Consider the following 20,629-nt stretch of genomic DNA (forward strand, 5'->3'; position numbering starts at 1 on the left):
AGCCGTCTTAGCTCTGAGTCATCCGGCGAAAGCGCGCCGCCTTGGCGCGGTTGCCGCACAGCGCCATGCTGCACCAGCGGCGGCGATGCGCTTTGGTGCGGTCGTAAAACCAGAGCGTGCAGTCGGGATGCTCGCACTCGCGCACCAGCGAGAAATCGCCGTTTACCAGCAAATCGGCAGCCTGCTCCGCCACCGGGGCAAGCTGCTGCTCTGGCGTCGCCGTCGCGTAGACGCGGCGAGACTCAGGCTGGCCATCCTGGTTTAGCGTCAGCTCAAAGTGGCTGGAGGCGCTGCGAAGGAAGCGATTGAGCGCATCCGGCTGCCAGGCTTCCTCTCTTTTTCTTTGCTTTACCGCCTGCAGAATAACAGTGCGCAGTTCACGCGCCGCCTTGAGCAATCCGCCAGCGTGCGCTTCACGCGCCCTCCCGGCTGACCCGCATCCCGCCGCCTCAAGCCAGCGCACCACATCCTCGTCGCGCTGAAAAAAATCATGCGGTTCGCCATCAACCTGCGCCACGGTGTTCAGAAAATCGAGCGCCAGATGATCGCCAATCTGCAGCGGCGCGGCGGGAAAGGGTTCGCTGTTTCTCTCTTTCATCTAATTCTGCTCTCCTGATAACCATTAAAGATTAGGTTAAAGGGTTGCTTGCTGCAACGGTGGCGCACTCAAGTAACCGCTAAAAATAACTTTTAAAGGTTTGTGTTCTGTGCCAGGGTATAAACCAACCTGTAAAAAACGAATTTAACGGTTACATGAGAGGTCAAAATGATCAGCAATCCGCTCTGTCCAGTGCACTACCGCTATGTCGACGCCGACGGCGTACGCGTCTTCTACCGCGAGGCAGGCAATCCTGAACGCCCCACGCTGCTGCTGCTGCACGGCTATCCCAGCTCCTCGCATCAGTTTAGCGATCTGATTCCCTTATTGAGCGACAGCTTTCATCTGGTGGCGCCCGATCTGCCCGGTTTTGGTTTTACCGAAGTGCCGGACGCGCGCCGTTACGTCTATAGCTTCGACGCCCTGGGCGACACGCTCGCCGCGTTTGTCGATGCACTACGGCTCGAACGCTACGCGCTTTACGTGTTCGATTATGGCGCGCCGAGCGGACTGCGGCTGGCGCTCGCTTATCCCGACAGGGTAACCGGCTGGTGTCGCAAAACGGCAATGCTTATCTGGAAGGCCTGGGCGACGCATGGGAGCCGATTCGCCGCTACTGGGCGCAGCCGACGCCGGAAAATCGCCAGGTCGTGCATGACAACGTGCTCAATCTGGCAGGCACCCGCTGGCAATACCTGCATGGCGTCAGCGACGAAACGCTGGTGGCACCAGAAGGCTATATGCTTGATGCGCTGCTGATGGAGCGGCCCGGCAACAAAGATATTCAGCTGGATCTCTTCCTGGACTACGCGAATAACCTGACGCGCTACCCGGCTTTTCAGCAGTTCTTCCGTGAGAAACAGCTGCCGACGCTGGTTATCTGGGGCAAACACGATCCCTTCTTTATTCCGCCAGGCGCGCAGGCTTATCTGCGGGATAACCCACAGGCGCAGGTTGAGCTGCTCGATACGGGCCATTTTGCGCTGGAAACCCATGCGGGCTATATCGCGCAGCGCATCAGGCAGGTGATCGGCGGCGAAGCGGTTTAGATGGCGGATTTGCCGGGATGGCGTATGGTTAAACTTTGGCCGCACTATTTAAAGTGAATCATCAGGGGGGAAACATGGATTACGCTATCGCCAGCAATCTGGATGAGCTGAATGAACTGCTCAGCAGCGGGGAGCATAAATCAGTGGTTATCGGCTATGAGCTTTCTGCCGATGAGTTTTTTGGTATCGCGATGTACTGGGGCGATCGGGGCGCAAAAATTAAACGCGTCGACGGCAGTTTTCTGGTGAAGCTGGGAAAAAACGCTATTCCGCCGAACGACGAAATTTAGCCGCTGGCTGAGTGAAAACAGATGGGCCGCGCGAAAGGCGGCCCATCTGGTCAGCTTACTGAATATCTGGCCAGGCGACCGCCGGAATACCGTTCAGCTGCGGGCGGGCAAACAGATAACCCTGGAAATTGCTGATGCCAGCGGCTTCCAGCCACATCCACTCTTCCGGCTTCTCAACCCCTTCGGCGATCACGCTGATCTCCAGCGAGGAGCAGCATTTAAGAATCGCATGCACAATCGCCTGTTTCGGCCCGCTTTTATGCACGTCGATAATGAGGTTGCGGTCGATTTTAATTTTGTCCGGCTGGAAGCGCGACAGCAGCGACAGCCCGGCGAAACCGGCGCCGAAATCATCCAGCGCAATGCTGATGCCTGCCGCACGCAGTTGCTTAACGGCGACGGTAAACTCATCAAGACGTGAAATCACCTCGTTTTCCGTCACCTCCACTACCACCTGCTCCGGCACCAGCCCGTTCTGCTTGATCTGCTCCAGCAGAATCTCTACAGCGTTAGGTACCACCACCAGTGACATTGGCAGCAAATTGACCGATAGCGTCTGGCCCTGAATGTCGAGCTTTTTCGCCAGCGCGAAGGCGACGCCTTTCGCTTTAATATCCGCAGCGTAAATATCGTCGCCGGAGTACTGGGCAAAATAGTCAGTCGGCGCGCTGCCGTCTGGCGTGCGGATCAGCGCCTCCAGCGAGACGATTTGCTGCTTCAGCGGATCGATAATCGGCTGAAAGGCGAAGCTGCAGTCGGCGGCGTCCGGCGGGGCGATGGCTTTTTCCAGCCTCTCTTCCACGACAAACTGCAGCGTGTCAGTAGAAGGGATTTCAAAATAGTTGGCTTTTTCTCTCGCCTCGACGAAGGTACGCAAAAACTGCAGGGCGCGGTCATCATAGGTAAGCTGATATTTTGAGGTGCCTTTATCAAGCACCGCCTGCAGCACCGTCTCTTTGTCATATTTGCGCAGGTCAAACAGCTCCATGCCGACATTGCCGAAGCGGCGCGACGGCGAGTAGTCATACATTAACTCCACTAAGTTATGATGACGCTTGTCTGCGCAGATGCGTTCATATATGGCGCATACCGCTGCATCGGAACCCTCCAGAAGCTGGAAAAAATGGGTGCCGTCAAACAGCAGAATGCCGGTAACGTCATAGGTTTCATTCTTGCTGTTGGCGCGTGTAGCTAAATTATCCAGCGTTTTTACAGGCACGTCGTCTGCCAGATGGCTGCGATAAATTATTGTTGTCAGCATGGATAATTCCAGTCTTGGCTTTTGTGAGGCACACATTAACAGAGGTCGCGCAGGAATTGTCTAGCGGTTTTTTTCAGAAATAAAAAAAAGTATGCCGGAGGCTGTTTTCTAAAAAAAAGTCATAACCTGCTGCCGGTTCGCTTTAATTTTATCCATGAATCTGGCGGCGCGCTGAAACTAATTTTTCAGCCTTAACCGCTTCGCTTAAAATGGCCGTTACGCTATGACCCGGCTTTTTATTGCGTCTCAGTCAGAATGTTTTATGCCATAGAGCCAGACAGGATGGAAAACGCGTTATCTGCCGCCGCCCCTGTTTTCTCGCGCTGGCCCGGGTAATAATCTACGCCTTCTGAGCCTCGTTTGACGCCTCGCGTTGCCAGTAGAGTGGCGAACCATACACCTCGACAAAATAATCGATCACCGCACGCACGCTGCGCGGTGGATGACGCGTATTGGGATAAATGGCGGCAATGTGCTGCGGCACAGGAGAGATCCCCGCTTCATACTCCTCCAGCAGTCTGACCAGTTTGCCCGTGCGCAGATGATCGCCCGTGAGCCAGTCAGGAAAAAGCACCATTCCCATACCGCCTAGCGCGGCGGTCAGCAAGGTCTCGGCGTTGTTCGACGACAGCAGCGGCCTAACCGGATAGTGCACCCAGGGCGCGTCGTCGCGTCGGAACAGCCAGCGGTTAGTCCCCACGAAGCCGCGGTAGACCAGACAGTGATGCTCGCTCAGTGCATCCGGGCTGGCGATCGCGCCATGCCTGGCGAGGTAGTCTGGCGCGGCGGCCAGATAGTAGCGCTGACTGCCCAGCACCCGCTCGTGAAACGAGGAGTCAGTAAGCGTGCCGATGCGAAAGATAAGGTCGGTCGCGGTGCGGTGGGGGTCGACATAGTCGTCGGTCAACGTCAGCTCAATCTCCAGCAGCGGATAGCGCGCCGACAGGCCCGCCAGCCAGGGCGCGATATGCCGCTGGCCGAAAAAGACGGGCGCATTAAGCCGCACCAGGCCTGACGGTTGAAGCGAGCGCGCCTGCAAGGCCTGTCGCGCGTCGCTAAACTGGCTGTCGATGGCGCGCGCATAGTCGATAAAGAGCCGACCCGCTTCGGTCGGGATCACCGCGCGCGTATTGCGGTAGAAGAGCTGCTGCCCCAGCGCATCCTCCAGCTGGAGAATCGTCCGCGACACCACCGAGGCGGAGACCCCTTCGCGCCGCGCCACCACGGAAAAATTTTGCGCGTCGTAGACGCCAAGAAAAAAGCGCAGCGCGCGCAGATCAATCGAGCCGGTGCCGTCCATTAATGCATTTCCTGCAAAGGTGTTTGCCACACTATAGCGTTTTTTAATTTAATCGACGCTATTATGCTGTTTTCTATTACTGGTTATCGCCGGCGGGATGGGACTGTCGGTAGAGGCGGGGCTGCTCGGGCCGCTGGGTCAGCAGGTTGGCGATCTCTGGGCGACGTTCAGCATTTTTGGCGTCGGCGCGGCGCTCACCTTTTTGCTGATGCTCTTTTTCAGCCCGCGCAACAGCCCGTCGTTTTTCGCCCAGCCGGGCTGGCAGCTGCTCGGCGGGATTTTAGGCCCTGGCTACGTGGTGGTCCTGACGCTGGCGACGCCGGTGATCGGCATCGCCATGACGATGATCGGCATTCTTGCCGGTCAGGTATTCAAAAGCCTGGTGATTGACCACTTCGGCCTGCTGGGCACGCCGCATCGCAGAATCGATGGCAAGCGCATCATTGCGCTGCTGTTTATTGTTATCGCACTGGCGCTGGTCGCCCGAGGTTAATATGACGATTTTTATGATCTGTTTAGCGGTACTTGGCGGCGCGCTGCTGAGTGTTCAGGCGGCGATTAACGGCCAGCTCGGCGCCAAAGTCGGCGTCTTCCGCTGCGCCTTTCTTACCTTCGCGCTGGGCGCGGTGGTGACGGCGCTGCTGATCTTCTTTTTTGAGCCGCCGCAGGCGCAGAGCCTGATGGAGGTGCCCAAGTGGCAGCTGCTGGGCGCGCTGTGCGGCGTTCCCTATATCGTGATTATGGTGCTGGCGGTGCAGCGTATCGGAACGGCCGTCGCCACCGTCGCGGTGATCTTCGGCCAGCTCGCCATGAGCATGCTGATCGATAATTTTGGCTGGTTAGGCAATCCGGCGATCGCCTTCTCGCCAGGTCGGCTGGCGGCGGTGGTCTGCCTGGCGATTGCGCTCTTCTTTATCTACAGCAGCAACAGGCCGAAAAAAGCGAGTGCCTGACCGCGATGCCTGCGCCCTCTGCGCAGGCATTCCTGATTGTCGCGTCTTGCATCCAGCCGGTTTTCAAATAACTGTTAAACTTACTGTTTGTGTTTAACAGGGGGAAATATGAAATTAGGCTTCGCGTGTAAATATCTGGATGCAGATGGCAAACAACATTTCCCGTTCAAGAGCACAACCCGTACCCGCTTTCTCAGATTGCCGCGCGATGAGCAGATGGCGCTGATCGCCGGCCTTGCCCGCCTGAACCTGACGAATCTTGCTGGCCTGCTTGAAACGCTGGCGACCCAGCCTGAAACCCTGCGCATGATGCGTATCGGCAGCGATCTGCTGCCGCTCTTTACCGTGCCGGAAGCGATGCCGCTCTACCGCGAATTTTTGCCCGATCTCTACCCGCTGTTTGAGCGCTGTGGCGCGCTGGCGCGTCAGCATGGCATCCGTCTCTCTTTCCATCCCGGGCAATATTCGGTGCTGGCGTCGGATAACCCCGACGTGGTGCAGCGGGCGATCGAAGATGTGGAGTACCATGCGCTCTGCGCCGTACTAATGGGCTACGGCAAAACGTTTCAGGATTTTAAAATCAACATCCATATGAACGGCAAGAAAGGCTTCGAGGGGTTTAAGCAGGCCTTTGGTCAGCTTACGCCTGAAGCGCGCAATATGCTGACGGTGGAAAATGATGAGATTTCCTGTTCGCTGGATGAGGTGCTGCAGGCGAGGGCGCTCTGTCCCATTGTGCTGGATATTCACCACCACTGGGTGAAAGAGAACGACTTTATTCAGCCAGACGATAGCCGTATCGACCAGATTCTGGCGTCATGGCGCGGCGTTCAGCCGGTGCTGCACTATTCGATCTCGCAGGAAGGATTGATACCGGAACAGGGCTATCCCGATCAGAGCAGCCTGGGCGTAGCGAAAACCAAACTGCGCGCGCACTCCGACTACTATTTCAATGCGACGCTTAACGACTGGGCGCTGTCGTTTAGCGCCTTCGATATCATGTGCGAGGTGAAAATGAAGAATCTCGCCAGTCAGCGCCTTTATGACTATGCGCTGACCAGAGGGGTTATCGATCCCAGCCGAAGTGAGCGGTAATCGCGCGACGATAAGGGGTATCGATCTGCGCGGGCACCTGCAAAATATAGGCGCGCGCGTGGTCTGCCTCTCTGCCTTCCAGCTGCTGCAGATAGTCTATCGCCTGCGACAGCGTGGGAACGAACCCTTCAACGCTGCCCAGCTTCGGCGGCAGCCCGGTCCAGATGATCGCATCCAGCTCGCGCGCGCGCGCCCACTCGGCCAGTACGCCGGGCGTATGCGCCGTTAGGGAAAAAATACCGATGCCGTCGACGCGTTCATCAGGGATCCCTTCGCGCTCGCGCAGTCGCAGGCAGGCCTGACCTAAATCCTGCGTCGCCAGCCTGGCCCAGAGCACCGGCACCGGCGGAGCGTTCATGCAGATCGCGGTCGCCAGCTCGCCGCCGTCGCTGGTGCGGGAGAACTCGATGGGAAAGCGCGGGCCATCCTGATGCCACGCGCCTTCAACGGGAAGATCACCCGGTTTCCAGATCAGCGAGCCCCAACCTAAACAGGCAATATTCATCGAGTGCTCCTTAAAGGAAAACCGGAAAAGAGAGGATCAATGCCTGCGTTTATCGCCAGGTATCGCATCGCCCTTAAAGTGATGCTCATTGTTGTTGCGATCGCGTAATGTCACGCGAGACTGAGTAGATTGTGTGGTGAGGTTCTGCTGCACCTCGTTAATGGCGCGAGCGATAACCTGCTGACGCTCTTCATCCGTCTCTTCGGCCGCCATGCGCTGCAGCACGTCCATCAAAGCACGGCTGGAGACCGCTTTGTCAGACAACAGCAGCTCCAGCGTCGCCTCGCCGATAACGATATCGGTCAGTCTTTCTTCATTACTTTTATACATAACATTTGCTCTGTGTCCCGCTGCACGCCCCAGCAATTGGGGCAGGATTGAGGTGCGGTTGACTACAGAAAGAACCAGCGCACCCAGCTGGTGCTGGCCGAAGCCAGCGAATGCCTGCTTATATCTAAGGTCGTGCCAGTTAAAACGGAAATCGTAACGATAATCGGGTATTAACGACCCAATAATAAGCCGATAAGGCGCTGATAGTGTTGCTCTTCTTCCGCCGTCGAGGCTACTTCCAGTCGTCTAACCAGCTTAGTGCAAATCCCTTTACGATTGACGTTTTTGCCCGCACGGAGAAGCTCAACAACGATCTGGCCCAGCGTTTCCTGTTGGGAAGGCAGGCTGGCTTCACGAAAATAACGTGCGATATCTTCGGATGAAGAGAGAAGGCTGCTGCTCTGACGCATAATTTTACCCCAAAATGAGTTAAACGATGATCAGTTAAGAAAACTGACAAGCTGTACATCGATTGGAAAAGTGTACAAGAATATGCAAAAAAATTGCGATAACTTTTTTGCAAAAAATGCTCTCAAATGAGCATGAACTTAGTTAACTCTTTGTATTGTCGTTAAAGCGAGCAAAACGTCAAGTGCTTTCAGGACGCTTCTTAGGCTGTACAACTTCTGTTTACAGCAAGGCCCTGCAGACAATTTCCTGCAGGGCATCAGCCTTAGACCTGCGCCATACCGCCGTCGACAAAGAGTTCAGCCGCATTGATAAAGCTGGCTGCATCAGAGGCGAGGAAGGCGACCACCTTGCCAATCTCTTCGGGTTCGCCCAAGCGACCTAGCGGCACCTGCGCTGCCAGCGCGTCGAACAAGCCCTGGCGGCTGGCTTCATCCACCAGCTCACCCAGGCCTGGCGTACGCACCGGCCCTGGGCTGACGACGTTAACGCGGATAGCGCGTTCTTTAAGGTCCAGCGCCCATGAGCGGGCGAAGTTGCGCACTGCCGCCTTGCTGGCGCTGTAAACGCTGAATCCGGCGGTGCCCTGCACCGAAGTCGTGGATGAGGTCAGAATTACCGAGGCGCCGTCTACCAGCAGCGTCAGGGCCTTTTGTACGGTAAAGAGCACGCCGCGCACGTTGGTGGCGAAGATACGGTCGAAATGTGCTTCCGTAATCGCGCCCAGCGGCAGCATGTCGCCCCCGCCTGCATTGGCGAACAGAATATCCAGGTGGCCGGCGCTGCGCGCTATCTCGGCGTAGACCGCATCCAGATCGGTGAGAAGCGAGGCGTCGGCGCGAATGCCGGTCGCGGCAGAACCAATAAGCGCGACCGCATCATCCAGCGCTTCCTGACGGCGTCCGGTAATAAAAACGCGCGCGCCCTGTGCGGCGAGTTGCTGTGCTGATGCCAGGCCGATACCGCTGGTGCCGCCGGTGACTAAGGCGATTTTGCCGCTAAGTGCGTGAGTCATGATCGTTTCCTCTTTAAGCATATAGGTTAGGGTCGCAGCGCCAGGTCACTGCAGCGCTGAGGAGCAATCTATCCCTTCCGGCTTTATTGAAAAATCCTGTAAAATGAAAAGCACTATTTCTGTGGGTGGATAATCGAAGATCAGGAGGGATGATGGATCAGCTGATGGCGATTCGGGCGTTCGCCCGCGTGGTGGAAGCGGGCAATTTTACCCGCGCGGCGGACTCGTTAAATATGCCGAACGCCACGCTCAGCAAGCTGGTGCAGGAGCTGGAGGCGCATCTCGGCATCCGTCTGCTGCAGCGTACCACGCGCCGCGTTACGGTGACGCCGGAAGGGCAGGAATATTATGAGAAAACGCTGCGCGTCCTGCACGATCTTGAGGATATCGACGCCTCTTTTAACGTGGCGCGCTGCTCGCCGCGCGGTCTCCTGCGCATTGACGTTGGCGGCTCGACCGCCAGCGAGGTGCTGATCCCGGCGCTGCCCGATTTTATGGCGCGCTATCCCGATATTCATATCGATCTCGGCGTCGCTGACCGCGCGGTCGATCTGATTAGCGATAATGTCGACTGCGTGATCCGCGGCGGGCCGTTAAACGACTCCTCGCTGATCGCGCGCCAGATCGGCTTTGCCACCCTTATCACCTGCGCCACGCCCGCCTATCTTAAGCTCTATGGCGTTCCGGCGTATCCTGAGGAGCTGAAAAATGGCCACCGGCTGATCAGCTACCTTTCGCCGCAGAGCGGACGCGCCTTTCCCTTCCGCTTTGCGCGCGACGGAGAGAAAACGGAGATTAAGGCGGAGTATCGCGTCGGGGTAAACGAAAGCAACGCGCATCTGGCGGCGGCGCTGGCAGGCATGGGTATCGTACAGACCTTCACCTATGCTACCGCGGCGCATATCCAGGCGGGGCGGCTGGTGGAGATTCTGGCGCCGTGGCGGCCAGCGCGCTATCCCTTCCATGTGGTTTACCCGCAAAATCGCTATGTGACGCATCGACTGCGGGTCTTTATTAGCTGGCTGCAGGAAACATTTCCTGCGCGGCTGGAGCCGTAACGTCCGGCAGCAGCAGGACGTTACGCGCTATCAGGCGAGCTTAATTAAGATCATGCCCGCCAGCAGCAGGGTGAGCCCCGCCCAGCCTCGCGCGTTGAGTCGCTGGCCAAATAGCACCCAGCCCGCTGCCACGGTAGCCGCAATGCCGAAACCGCCCCACAGCGCGTAGGCGACCGACAGCTCAATCCCTTTTACCGCCTGGGAGAGCGCGCTGAACGCCAGCAGCACCGAGAGCAATGACGCGATGCCCAGCAGCGGCTTTTTAAAGCCATCGGAATATTTCAGGAAGATATTGGCGGCGATCTCCAGCAGGATCGCCAGCGCCAGCCAGAGCATATGCGTAATATCAGCGGATGACATGCTGCGGCTCCTTTTTCTGCGTGGTACCGGTTTTGATCAGCATAATACCGGCGATCAGCACCGCCAGGCCGGCGACTTTCATCGGCGACAGCGGCTCTCCGAACAGCTGGACGCTAAATATCGTAATTAATATGATGCCAATGCCTTCCCATAAAGCGTAGGCGACGCCGAGCGCAATTTTTTTGACGGCGAAACTCAGGAAAATATAGGAGCAGGCGATCATCACCAGCATGATTAAATAACCTGAACCGCTTTCGTCGACGCTGGACCATTTCATCGCCAGCGTGCCGATAATTTCGCTAAAAATAGCAAGTAATAATAAAACCCATGCAAACATGGCTCACTCCTGTCGTAATAATTCAATCGACCTGCACCGCACGGGCGCAAGTTCCTTTTGGCATAGGGATACGAGGAGAGGAGGCTACAGGGCGCTACGCCAGTGCCGATCGGCGATATTGCAGACGGAAAGAGAGCAGAGGAAATGAGAAAGATTGATAAACGCTACGCGCATAAAATAAACAAGACATCCACGCTGTTGCTTCTCATCGGTGGACGGATTGTACTCCAGTAACAGACACGGCGCAGTTATAGCATCTGCCTGATGCTGTTTCAATAGCAGCAAGTTCCAATATTGATTTATCACAAGGTTTATTGTGTTGCGTAAGCAGGTGGGGTCAGGTCAGATAAAACCAGAATAACATCCAGCCTGCCTATAGTTACAACATACTTAAATAGCAGTAATACTCTATTTGCTGCTGTGCAGTTTTTTTTTCAGGCAGCGAAAAGGGGGCGCTTTTGCGTTCGAACAGGATCTTTTCAGGGCTCGCGTATTTCTGTCGCGCGTGGCAGGCAGCCGGAAATAACATGTTTCCGGCTGCCTGCTGGTTTGTCTGTTAAAGGGCTGGATTTTCGCGAGCCGCGAAATCATCTCTCGCGCTACGTCTGCGGATCGCCGCGCCTGTTTTTAAGCCACCGGGCTAAATAGGGCGCGGTCACGCTGTTCTCTGCACGGCTGACCGCTTCCGGCGTCCCGGCGGCCACGATATGACCACCGTTTCCCCCGAGCCCGGGCCAAGATCGATTATCCAGTCAGCCTCAGAGGCAATTCTCATATCGTGTTCCGCCATAACCACGCTATCGCCCCGTTTCACCAGCTGATCCAGCACCCGCATCAGCTTATCCATGTCTGAGGGATGCAGGCCGGTTGAGGGTTCGTCGAGCAGATAGAGCGTTTTGCCGCGCTGCGCGCGCTGCAGCTCCCAGGCGAGCTTGATGCGCTGGCACTCCCCGCCTGACAGTTCCGTCGCTGGCTGGCCTAACGTCACGTAGCCCAGACCCAGTGCCTTAAGCGCGGTGAGCGAACGCTGAATAGTGCTGTTGTCGCTGAAAAACTCAGCGGCTTCGTCTACCGTCAGCGCCAGCACGTCGGCAATGGTTTTGCCGTTCCAGCGCACTTCAAGCGTCTCGGCGTTATAGCGACCGCCGCCGCAGGTGGAGCAGGGCGCGCTCGCCTGCGGCATAAACAGCAGCTCAATGGTGATGAGCCCCTGTCCTTCGCAGGCGGGGCAGCGGCCAGCGGGCAGATTGAACGAAAAACGGCTGGCATCGAAGCCGCGCCTCTTCGCCTCATCGGTCTCGGCAAACAGCCGCCTGACGGTATCAAAAAAGCCGGTATAGGTCGCAAGATTAGAACGCGGTGTGCGGCCGATAGGGCGCTGATCGATACGTACCAGCCGCTTCAGAGAAGCACCGCCGGCAACCACTTTGCCCTGAACCGCCGTAGTGGCATCCTCCTCATCCTCCTCTTCGTCGGCGGGCTTGTTGTCCAGCCGCTGGAGCAATGCGGGCAGGACGCGAATCAGCAGCGTCGATTTGCCTGAGCCAGAAACGCCGGTAATCACGGTCATTCTGTCGAGCGGCAGCGAAAAATCGAGCGCGTGAAGGTTATTGCAGGTTACCTGTTCAAACTGCAGCCACTGCTCAGGCAGTCTGCGCTGTCGCAGGCCGGGATAGCGGTCGCCGTGCAGGTAGTCTGCCGTCGCTGACTGGCCGTTGCGCGTCAGGCCTGAAGGCGCGCCGTTATAGACGATTTCGCCGCCCAGCCGGCCCGGCCCGGGTCCAATTTCCGTCAGCCAGTCCGCTTCGGCAATAACGTCAAGATTGTGCTCCACAATCACCAGGGAGTTGCCCGCCGCCAGCAGCGCGCGCAGCGAGTGGATCAGCGCGCGCACATCTTCCGGATGGAGACCGGCCGCCGGTTCGTCCAGCACATACATGACGCCAAAAAGCTGTGAGATCAGCTGCGTCGCCAGCCGGATGCGCTGTAGCTCGCCAGAGGAGAGCATCGTTGTCCTGCGGCCGAGGGAGAGATGGCCGAGGCCAAGATTTTCCAGCTGGTCCAGCCGTCCACCCATATCCGCCGCCATGCGGATCGCGGCTTCCCTTAGCGCCGCCTCTTCAGGAAGGAGAGAAGAGGCACCCTTCGCCAGCGGGGAAAACAGCGCTTTGAGTTCAGCGATGGTCAGCTCGCCCATTTCAGCGATGTCGTAGCCTGCGAAGGTCACGGAGAGCGCATCCTGGTTAAGTCCTTTCCCCTGGCAAAGCGTGCAGGGCGCTACGGCGACAAAGCGGGAAAGGCGCTTTTTGACGCTCTCTTTGCCTCCTGCATAGCTTTGAAGCACATATTTTCTGGCGCTGGTATAGGTGCCGGTATAGGCGGGTTCGACCTCTGCCGCTATCGCCGCTTTACGCTGTTCGGCGCTAAGCCCCATGAAGACAGGCACCGAGGGCTGCTCATCGGTCATCAGGATACACTCTCTGTCCCGTTCAGAGAGCGCTTCCCATGGCGCATCGATATCGTAATCCAGCGCCTCCAGGATGGAGCGCAGGTTTTTCGCCTGCCAGCCGTGCGGCCAGGCAGCGATAGCGCCTTCTCGAATGCTCAGGGAGGCGTCCGGCACCAGCGCTTCTCGCTTCACCTGATGCACCCTGCCCATGCCCTGGCACGCCGGACAGGCGCCCTGTGGGTTGTTAGGCGAAAAGGATTCGGCTGCCAGAAAAGGCACGCCGTCAGGCCGCTTTCCGGCGCGGGAATAGAGCAGTCTGAGGGTCGCAGAAACGCGCGTCAGGCTGCCGACGGTGGAGCGCTCCTGCACGCCCGCCCGACTCTGCTGTAGCGCAACCGCCGGGGGCAGGCCATCAACGCTGTCTACGTCGGGGGCCGACGCCTGATCTATCAGGCGACGCGCATGGGGCGCGACCGACTCCATAAAGCGCCGCTGCGCCTCTGCATAGAGCGTGTCAAACGCCAGCGACGACTTGCCCGATCCCGAAACGCCGGTAAAAACGACCATGGCGTTGCGGGGAAAGGTGAAGGAGAGATCCTTAAGATTATGCGTTCTCGCACCCTGAACGCTGACGCCGCTGTAATTGCTGTGAGGCGGCAGGTTGCCGCTGTTTTCCTTTCCTTTAGACGTCATAACGCTCCTACCCAAAAGATTTCCATAACGTGCTGTTCTGTCGGCTCGCCGCCTGCACGGCTAGCCGGTAAGTCGTCAAAGGGTAGCAGGGATAGACGCTGACGGAGGCGTGGAAGGCAAAAAGCCGGGTGAAGGCCGCGGCGGCCTGGGCCGCCTGAGCCTGAAAGGAAAGGGCGTTTTATAACAGACAGAAGAGGGCGTTTAAGGTCTGCGTCGATTCAGACCGATTACAGGATAAATCCCGCCGCCGCTGGCGTATGGTCGCTTTCGTCGGGGATGGTGTAGAGCGTCGCTTTCGCCGCCAGTAGCGGCTGGCCGTCGCTGCCCGCTTTATGCGATTCCACATCGGTAATGTGATAGCCGACCGCGCCCGCTTCACGCGCTTTATGGACAAACGCGGCGTTAAGCTCTTCCATAGAGGTCGCCCAGCTCACCGACGTTACGGCGAAGGGCTGCACGGAAGCGATTTCACGCTGAGTGAGGCCCGAACGAATCAATACGGGATTCACGCTCTGCGGAGAGAAAATGGATAAAACATCCTGCACTAACTCTTTCATCAGACGACTCCTTATGGCATTAACGCACGGTTATCTCTGTTTTCGGTCGTAACGAAAGTAATAAACGCCAGAATTTGTTATGCGTTTTAGCTTTAATTGCTAATGAGATGTTATGGAAACAGCGGCTGATAACTTAACGAAGGTTTAGCGAAGATATTTTCATTTGATTACATTCTGGCGGGTTTTGACATGCCGAAACAGGCGAGCGAACCGCCTCCCCAACCTGTATGGCAGGCGGAGGCGGAGCGGAGTTACCAGCCTTTAATAATATCGCCTTTATAAAGCTCATTGGCTTTATCCAGCACTTCCTGCGAGCGGAACGCCTCTTTTAGCTTCTGGATATTGGGGCTGTCTTTATTATCTTCGCGCGCCACGATGGCATTCACGTACGGCGAGGCTTTGCCTTCCATAAACATGCCGTCGCGCGAGGCGGAGAGATTCGCCAGCGCGGCGAAGTTGTTATTGATAATAGAAACGTAAACCTGCGGATCGTCAAGCGTGCGCGCCAGCTGCGGCGTATCGACCTCGACGAACTTCAGTTTTTTCGGGTTGTCGGTCACGTCCAGCGTGGTTGGCAGCAGGCCCGCTTCCGGCTTCACCTTGATGAGACCCTGTGCCTGCAGCAGCAGCAGACTGCGGCCCAGCGTGGTCGCTTCGTTAGAGATGGTGATCGTTGCGCCGTCCGGCAGGGCATTCAGCGATTTGATTTTGCGCGAATAGCCAGCAATCGGGAAGACGAAGGTATTGGTGACCACGGCGAAATGGTAGCCGCGCTCTTTAGACTGCATCTCCAGATAGGGCAGGCTCTGGAAGGCGTTGGCATCGACATCTTTATTAAACAGCGCTTCATTCGGCTGCACGTAGTCGTTGAACGCCACGACATCGACATCCAGATGATATTTGTCATGCGCCACCTGTTTAACGGTCTCCCATAACGTCTGGTCAGGACCGGTGTTGATAGCCACTTTGATTTTGCTGTCGTCATCTTTATTACAGGCGCTAAGCAGCGTAACTGACGCGGCTAGCAGAATAGAAAGCACTTTTTTGTTCATAAGCCAGATCCCTTTTGTCGTAGGGAAAGGACTATAATCTACATCTAGACGTCTGTACATCTATAGCGGTGCGACTGCCGATTTTTTATCCGCTCCATTTGACACCGTTTTCCGCCGGGACGGCTATTTTCCCTCCCGCAGTGAAAGTGCTGCTGTTGCCAGCAGGTGTTTCTCCCGGCGCAGCCCGCCTATGCTGTTATCCAGCATCAGCAAACTTATTACTGCAAAAAGGAACAGAGATGAAAGCTATCGTCTACAGCCAGAATGGATTGCCGATCGCCGATCCGCAATCGCTCTACGACACCACGCTGGCGCAGCCCCAGCCGGGCGCGCACGATCTGCTGGTAAAAATCGCCGCGATCGCCGTCAATCCGGTCGATACCAAAGTGCGTAACAACGCGCCGACACAGCAGCCGCGCATTCTAGGCTGGGACGCCGTCGGCACGGTAGAAGCGGTTGGCGAGAGCGTGACGCGGTTCAAGCCCGGCGACGAGGTGTTTTATGCGGGCGCCATCGATCGCCCCGGCTCCTATGCGGAGTATGGCCTGGTGGATGAGCGCATCGCCGGTCACAAGCCCGCTTCGCTAAGCAACGCCGATGCCGCCGCGCTGCCGCTGACTTCGCTAACCGCCTGGGAGCTGCTGTTCGACCGCCTTGAGGTGAAAGAGCAGGAGAACGAAGCGCTGCTGATTATCGGCGCGGGCGGCGGGGTCGGTTCGATTCTGACCCAGCTCGCCAGCAAGCTGACCGGGCTGCGCGTTATCGCCACCGCGTCGCGTCCTGAAACTGCCGAGTGGGTGCGCGAACTGGGCGCACACGACGTGATCGATCACTCCCGTCCGCTGCTGGAAGGGCTGCACGAAATCGGCGTCGAGCAGCTACGCTATGTCGCCAGCCTGACCCATACTGACAAGCACTATCAGCAGATCGTCGAAGTGCTGGCGCCGCAGGGCCGTCTGGCGGTGATTGACGATCCAGACACCCTCGACGCGATGCCGCTGAAGCGTAAAGCGATCTCGCTACACTGGGAGCTGATGTTTACCCGCTCGCTGTTCCAGACGCCGGATATGGCGCGCCAGAATGAGATTCTGGAAAACGTGCGCCGCCTGATCGACGATGGCACGCTGCGTACCACTAAAGGCGAGCATTACGGTGTCATCAACGCGGAAAACCTGCGTCGCGCCCATGCGCTGATTGAGAGCAACCGCGCGCGTGGCAAAATTGTACTGGAAGGCTTTTAAAGCGACCTGACAGATAAACCACCACCGTTTGCCTGCAATCTGCGACCCGGCCAAAAGGCCGGGTTTTTTTATGTGTACTGCACGGAAACCGAGTGTCAGGCCTGCTTCCTGCTGGCCCGATTACGCACTCGCGCTGCTGGCGGCCACCGCGCCGCCAGCGTGACGCCCGTGCGCCATTGTCGTCTCCTTAACCACTAGCTGGCGAAAAAATCCTGCCTGCGCTCGCAGAGCGCTATATTTGAGAATAACTCTCATTGCTACCAGTGCCGCTGTGCCCGTAGGTTGAGGCAACAGGTCAAATTGCGGAACAGGTCGAAGGTGGGCAGTACCAGGGAGTTACTGGGTACTTCATCACTGGCAAAACGGCCGCATTTAACAGTCAGGCGTTCAATGCTGATTTGAACGCGAGCAACGCATCAGATAATAAGGAATGTATGGGAGCTTACTGCAGGCACTGCCGCGCGCTTTTAAGTCGGGACGAATATTTCTGGTTTTACGACAGCTGTCTCCGCTGTGAAAAATGTGCGCAAATTCGTGCTGAAGAGCGGGAGATTTTCATTAAGTCGCCGCTCTATGTCTGGAGTGAAATAGGTTTTCAGACGCGTCGATTCAAACATCGGCTGGCGGCCTATTTGAAAAGGCAGAACCTTGTCTGAACAATTTGAATAACGCGTGGCGGTACGACCGGCTGTTTGGGCTGCTGGCTGACGGATATCGCGGTTAATCGTCACCAGGCCGCGCTGTGTTCGCCGGCCAGGCCTCTATCGTGGCGTTTCCTTTATCAATTCTCCTGTTGCCAGTGACCCTGAGCGCCCGCCTGGCGGGCTTAGCCCGCCAAAAATCCCTCTGCGATCCGGCCATACCGATGAAATAGATTTAAGTTTCTCACCTTTCGGCCGATAATCATCCCGCCACTCTGACGGTAGAGGATGCGTTTTCAATTATATCCCTCACCGGAGTGCGCGTCGGGGCGAGACTGCCCCGTTTTTTAATTTAACAAGGAGCAGTAAATGAAACACCGCAATACCGTTGTGGCGGCTGTCGTCGCATCATGTCTGGTTCTCTCAGGTTGTAGCGCAATGGGAACGGCCATCAAGAAACGTAATCTCGACGTCAAAACGCAGATGAGCCAGACAGTGTGGCTTGAGCCGTCAAACGAAAAAACGGTTTATCTGCAGGTGCGCAACACGTCAGACAAAGATATGAGCGATCTTCAGACATTACTGGCACAGGATCTGCGCGCTAAAGGCTACACCGTGACATCCTCACCCGACACAGCCTATTACTGGATTCAGGCCAACGTGCTTAAGGCAGAAAAAATGGATCTGCGTCAGTCGCAGGGTTTCCTGTCGACGGGCTATGAGGGCGCTGCCACCGGCGCGGCGCTGGGTGCTGGCATTACCGCTTATAACAGCAACTCGGGCGGTGCTGTCCTGGGAATTGGCCTCGCGGCCGGGCTGGCAGGCATGGCGGCAGATGCGCTGATCGAGGACGTAAACTTCACGATGGTGACCGATCTGCAAATCTCCGAGCGCAGCAAATCCACCGTCACCACCGAAAATATCGGTGCGCTGCGTCAGGGGAACGCCGGTATTAAGCTGCAGACCAGCAGCGAAGAGGGCAACCGCGTGAAATATCAGACGCGCGTGGTCTCCAACGCCAATAAGGTCAACCTGAAATTTGAAGAGGCTAAGCCGGTGCTGGAAGCCCAGCTGGCGAAATCCGTCGCCGGTATTATGTAATTTTCTTCGCTTCAGCCGCGCCTTTGCGATTTCACGCGAGGCGTGGCTGAACGCCCCTACAGCGCAATCCTTTCACGCCATCAACGCCTGGGATCATCACGAAGCGACCAGCCGCATTCGTGCTACGCTTAAACGCCTGAGCACGCGTTACACCATTCTGTCAGACTCCTTTTCGCGCTGAACAAGCGCCTGTAACCCAGGGACGATCCATGTTTCATCTGATTTTCAGTATACCGAGCTGGTATGTCATCGTGCGTTTCCTTCTCCCGTTAGCGATGCCGCTGGCGTTAAAAATCCTCTTATCAGCACTGGTGTTGCTGGCCTCGCAATACCTGTTGATCAGCCGCTTCACCGCAGGCGGCATCTTTTCCCCGGAGATGCCCCGCGCGCTGATCATTCTGTGCAACTGGGCGTTCGGCGCCGTGCTGTTTCTTGCACTGCTGCAGATGATGATTGACGCGGTGGCGCTGTTGTCGCTTCTGATCGGGCACCCGCTGGAGATTGCACCGATGGTGCGTTATCTGGCGGCGCTGCTGGCTATGGCGCTGGCGGCCGTTGGCGTACAGCAGGCGATACGCGTGCCGCCGGTGAAAGAGATCACCATCAGAATTAATCATCTACCGCGCGAGTTTGAGGGCTACCAGCTTCTTCAGCTGACGGATCTGCATATCACTAAGCTCTTTAATGCCGCCTGGGCCACGCAGATGGTCAACAGGGCCATGGCGCTTAATGCCGACCTCATCGTTATAACAGGCGATGTGATTGATGGTACCGTGCAAAACCGCAGGCAGGATGTGGCGCCGCTTGCCAGTTTGCACGCGCCGGACGGCGTTTACGCCATTACCGGCAATCACGAATACTTTTTTGAACAGCGGCGCTGGACCGAGCACCTCGCTTCGCTGGGCCTGCCGACCCTGCATAACAGCCACGTTATAGTCAAACGCGGCGCAGCGGAGCTGGTGATTGCGGGCCTGCCTGACATCTCTGCATCGCGGAGAGAGGCGGACGGCCCCGATCTGGCACTGGCGTTAAAAGGCGCGCCGAAAAACGCCCCGGTTATTCTGCTCGACCACCAGCCGCGCAACGCGCGCCAGAATGCGCAGCAGCAGGTCGATTTACAGCTGTCGGGCCATACGCATGGCGGGCTGATCGCCGGCTTTGACCGGCTCTTCGCCAAACCCAACGGCGGTTTTGTCTCCGGGCTTTACCAAGTGGAGGGCATGCAGCTTTACGTTAATAACGGCACCGCCCTCTGGCCCGGCATGGCGATCCGGTTAGGGCGGCCGTCGGAACTGACGCGCATCACGCTGCGGGGAGGAGAGTAGCGCGGTTACACGCGGGCGATCTCCTGAACGGACGCGCGCGCTGAGGCCGCCTGGCGCGAAAAGAATCGCGTCAGGGCGTCCGCGACGGCGTCGGGTTGCTCCTCGGGCAGGAAATGGCCGCACGCCTTGATTGTTTCGCCCGTGACGTCAACGGCAAACGCGCGCAGCAGGGCAGACATATCCGGGATTGACCCCTGATCGGCGCTTAAGCCAAGCACCGGCATGGTGAGTCCACCCTTTTGCGCGAAGGCCCGGTTTTGCTCAGCCGATAGCGCCGCCGATCGGTAAAAGGCCAGTCCTGCTCGCATGCCGCCGGGCGCGCCGTAAATCCTCAGATACTCGGCAACCACCTCTTCGCCGTAGCAAGCCGGACTGGCCGTCTTCGTCCAGAAAAACCACTCCAGGTAGGCGCGTTCACGCCCCTCAAGCAGAACCTCAGGGAGATCGGGCACGGCGTGAAAAGCGAAGTGCCAGGTCTTCCAGGCATCAGGCGAGGCCGCAGGCAGCCTATCCGGCAGCGTCACGCCGGGGATACCGGCATCCATCAGCGCTAGCGCCGTCACTTCTTCCGCAAACAGATGCGCATAGGGAAAGGCGACCCACGCGCCGACGTCATGGGCGGCGAGGCTGTATCGCCTGACGCCCAGATGGTCGAGAAGATCGTGGGTGCGGCGAGCGACAGTCTGTGTGTCATAGCCCTCCAACGGGCGATCGCTGTCGCCCTGACCGGGCAAATCGAGTGCAATAACATGGAAGCGGCTCCCCAGTTGGGGCATCACGTGACGCCAGGCGTACCAGCTTTCTGGAAAACCCGCCATCAGCACCACGGTCGGCTCGCCAGGCGCGCCCCCTTCAACATAGTGAAAGCGTAACCCGTTGACGGCGGCGAATTTGTGGCTAAAACCCTGTGGCGCGGGCGGCATTGAACCGTGGATCATGGCGTTATTCCTTGTCTGCAATGAAAGTGGGGTAGCGCTGCGGGTTGATAATGGCGGCATGCCTGCCGCTTAG

General features: G+C 57.4%; 20 protein-coding genes and 2 pseudogenes. 9 read left to right on the forward strand and 13 right to left on the reverse strand.

Annotated features, from left to right (window positions below; all coding sequences use genetic code 11):
• Positions 1–7: 7 nt before the first annotated feature.
• Positions 8–598 (reverse strand): CGNR zinc finger domain-containing protein, encoded by a 591-nt coding sequence (locus Q9R34_RS17105; protein WP_485895258.1) that lies wholly within the window; start codon positions 596–598, stop codon positions 8–10.
• A 168-nt stretch (positions 599–766) separates the two neighbouring features.
• On the opposite strand from Q9R34_RS17105, the pseudogene Q9R34_RS17110 reads away from it, so the two are divergent.
• Together Q9R34_RS17110 and Q9R34_RS17115 are read left to right on the forward strand one after the other, a co-directional pair.
• Positions 767–1,647, forward strand: a pseudogene (locus Q9R34_RS17110) (alpha/beta fold hydrolase).
• 74 nt (positions 1,648–1,721) lie between these two features.
• The gene (locus tag Q9R34_RS17115) at positions 1,722–1,937 is read left to right on the forward strand and encodes a hypothetical protein (protein WP_033748899.1); all 216 of its coding nucleotides are present in this window, start codon (positions 1,722–1,724) and stop codon (positions 1,935–1,937) included.
• 55 nt (positions 1,938–1,992) lie between these two features.
• On the opposite strand, the gene Q9R34_RS17120 is transcribed toward Q9R34_RS17115, so the two are convergent.
• Both Q9R34_RS17120 and Q9R34_RS17125 read right to left on the reverse strand, forming a co-directional pair.
• Positions 1,993–3,198, reverse strand: coding sequence for a diguanylate phosphodiesterase (locus Q9R34_RS17120; protein WP_485895260.1), 1,206 nt, complete (start codon positions 3,196–3,198; stop codon positions 1,993–1,995).
• A 340-nt stretch (positions 3,199–3,538) separates the two neighbouring features.
• Positions 3,539–4,498 (reverse strand): LysR family transcriptional regulator, encoded by a 960-nt coding sequence (locus Q9R34_RS17125; protein ID WP_485895262.1) that lies wholly within the window; start codon positions 4,496–4,498, stop codon positions 3,539–3,541.
• A gap of 79 nt (positions 4,499–4,577) precedes the next feature.
• Between Q9R34_RS17125 and Q9R34_RS17130 the strand changes: the two genes are divergently transcribed.
• The 3 genes from Q9R34_RS17130 to Q9R34_RS17140 all read left to right on the forward strand — a co-directional run bounded on the left by Q9R34_RS17130 (position 4,578) and on the right by Q9R34_RS17140 (position 6,546).
• Positions 4,578–4,991 carry a DMT family transporter gene (locus tag Q9R34_RS17130; protein ID WP_485895302.1) on the forward strand — a complete coding sequence of 138 codons (414 nt, stop codon included), beginning with the start codon at positions 4,578–4,580 and terminating at the stop codon, positions 4,989–4,991.
• Position 4,992: 1 nt separating this feature from the next.
• A complete protein-coding gene (locus Q9R34_RS17135; protein ID WP_434123369.1) occupies positions 4,993–5,451 on the forward strand; it encodes a DMT family transporter in 459 nt (152 codons plus the stop codon).
• 108 nt (positions 5,452–5,559) lie between these two features.
• Entirely contained in the window at positions 5,560–6,546 is a 987-nt protein-coding gene (locus Q9R34_RS17140) for a UV damage endonuclease UvsE (protein WP_485895264.1), read from the forward strand.
• Here Q9R34_RS17140 and Q9R34_RS17145 read toward each other — a convergent pair.
• The 4 genes from Q9R34_RS17145 to Q9R34_RS17160 form a co-directional block, all read right to left on the reverse strand.
• Entirely contained in the window at positions 6,518–7,051 is a 534-nt protein-coding gene (locus tag Q9R34_RS17145; protein ID WP_485895266.1) for a hypothetical protein, read from the reverse strand. The two genes, Q9R34_RS17140 and Q9R34_RS17145, sit on opposite strands and share 29 nt — an antisense overlap.
• 36 nt (positions 7,052–7,087) lie before the next feature.
• Complete coding sequence (locus Q9R34_RS17150; RefSeq protein WP_434123364.1) at positions 7,088–7,381, reverse strand: hypothetical protein; 294 nt, start codon at positions 7,379–7,381, stop codon at positions 7,088–7,090.
• Between the two features lie 170 nt (positions 7,382–7,551).
• Positions 7,552–7,791: a regulatory protein YcgZ gene (gene ycgZ / locus Q9R34_RS17155; RefSeq protein WP_434123363.1), complete on the reverse strand. Its 240-nt coding sequence runs from the start codon at positions 7,789–7,791 to the stop codon at positions 7,552–7,554.
• A 263-nt stretch (positions 7,792–8,054) separates the two neighbouring features.
• Positions 8,055–8,804 (reverse strand): SDR family oxidoreductase, encoded by a 750-nt coding sequence (locus tag Q9R34_RS17160; protein ID WP_485895269.1) that lies wholly within the window; start codon positions 8,802–8,804, stop codon positions 8,055–8,057.
• Positions 8,805–8,956: 152 nt separating this feature from the next.
• Between Q9R34_RS17160 and Q9R34_RS17165 the strand changes: the two genes are divergently transcribed.
• Complete coding sequence (locus Q9R34_RS17165; RefSeq protein WP_434123360.1) at positions 8,957–9,862, forward strand: LysR family transcriptional regulator; 906 nt, start codon at positions 8,957–8,959, stop codon at positions 9,860–9,862.
• Positions 9,863–9,892: 30 nt separating this feature from the next.
• Here the strand turns inward: Q9R34_RS17165 and mdtI are convergent, their stop codons facing one another.
• The 5 genes and pseudogenes from mdtI to Q9R34_RS17190 form a co-directional block, all read right to left on the reverse strand.
• Complete coding sequence (gene mdtI, locus Q9R34_RS17170) at positions 9,893–10,222, reverse strand: multidrug/spermidine efflux SMR transporter subunit MdtI (RefSeq protein WP_434123359.1); 330 nt, start codon at positions 10,220–10,222, stop codon at positions 9,893–9,895.
• Positions 10,209–10,559: a multidrug/spermidine efflux SMR transporter subunit MdtJ gene (gene mdtJ / locus Q9R34_RS17175; protein WP_485895271.1), complete on the reverse strand. Its 351-nt coding sequence runs from the start codon at positions 10,557–10,559 to the stop codon at positions 10,209–10,211. The genes mdtI and mdtJ overlap by 14 nt, the downstream gene beginning before the upstream one ends.
• Positions 10,560–11,158: 599 nt before the next feature.
• A pseudogene (locus Q9R34_RS17180) lies at positions 11,159–13,701 on the reverse strand (excinuclease ABC subunit UvrA).
• A 227-nt stretch (positions 13,702–13,928) separates the two neighbouring features.
• A complete protein-coding gene (locus tag Q9R34_RS17185; RefSeq protein WP_485895273.1) occupies positions 13,929–14,258 on the reverse strand; it encodes a YdgH/BhsA/McbA family protein in 330 nt (109 codons plus the stop codon).
• A gap of 251 nt (positions 14,259–14,509) precedes the next feature.
• Positions 14,510–15,310 (reverse strand): MetQ/NlpA family ABC transporter substrate-binding protein, encoded by an 801-nt coding sequence (locus Q9R34_RS17190; RefSeq protein ID WP_434123352.1) that lies wholly within the window; start codon positions 15,308–15,310, stop codon positions 14,510–14,512.
• Between the two features lie 239 nt (positions 15,311–15,549).
• On the opposite strand from Q9R34_RS17190, the gene Q9R34_RS17195 reads away from it, so the two are divergent.
• From Q9R34_RS17195 to Q9R34_RS17205, 3 genes are all read left to right on the forward strand, one after another.
• Positions 15,550–16,551, forward strand: coding sequence for a zinc-binding alcohol dehydrogenase family protein (locus tag Q9R34_RS17195; protein ID WP_485895276.1), 1,002 nt, complete (start codon positions 15,550–15,552; stop codon positions 16,549–16,551).
• Positions 16,552–17,561: 1,010 nt separating this feature from the next.
• On the forward strand, positions 17,562–18,293 hold the full coding sequence (gene traT / locus Q9R34_RS17200; RefSeq protein WP_434123350.1) for a complement resistance protein TraT: 732 nt from the start codon (positions 17,562–17,564) through the stop codon (positions 18,291–18,293).
• A gap of 209 nt (positions 18,294–18,502) precedes the next feature.
• The gene (locus tag Q9R34_RS17205; protein ID WP_485895277.1) at positions 18,503–19,618 is read left to right on the forward strand and encodes a metallophosphoesterase; all 1,116 of its coding nucleotides are present in this window, start codon (positions 18,503–18,505) and stop codon (positions 19,616–19,618) included.
• A 5-nt stretch (positions 19,619–19,623) separates the two neighbouring features.
• Here Q9R34_RS17205 and Q9R34_RS17210 read toward each other — a convergent pair whose 3' ends face one another.
• Positions 19,624–20,556, reverse strand: a complete 933-nt coding sequence (locus tag Q9R34_RS17210; RefSeq protein WP_485895279.1) for an alpha/beta fold hydrolase — start codon at positions 20,554–20,556, stop codon at positions 19,624–19,626.
• Between the last annotated feature and the right edge of the window lie 73 nt (positions 20,557–20,629).

Origin of the sequence: Enterobacter sp. BRE11 (genome assembly GCF_031844285.1) — a bacterium.
Lineage (GTDB): Bacteria > Pseudomonadota > Gammaproteobacteria > Enterobacterales > Enterobacteriaceae > Pantoea.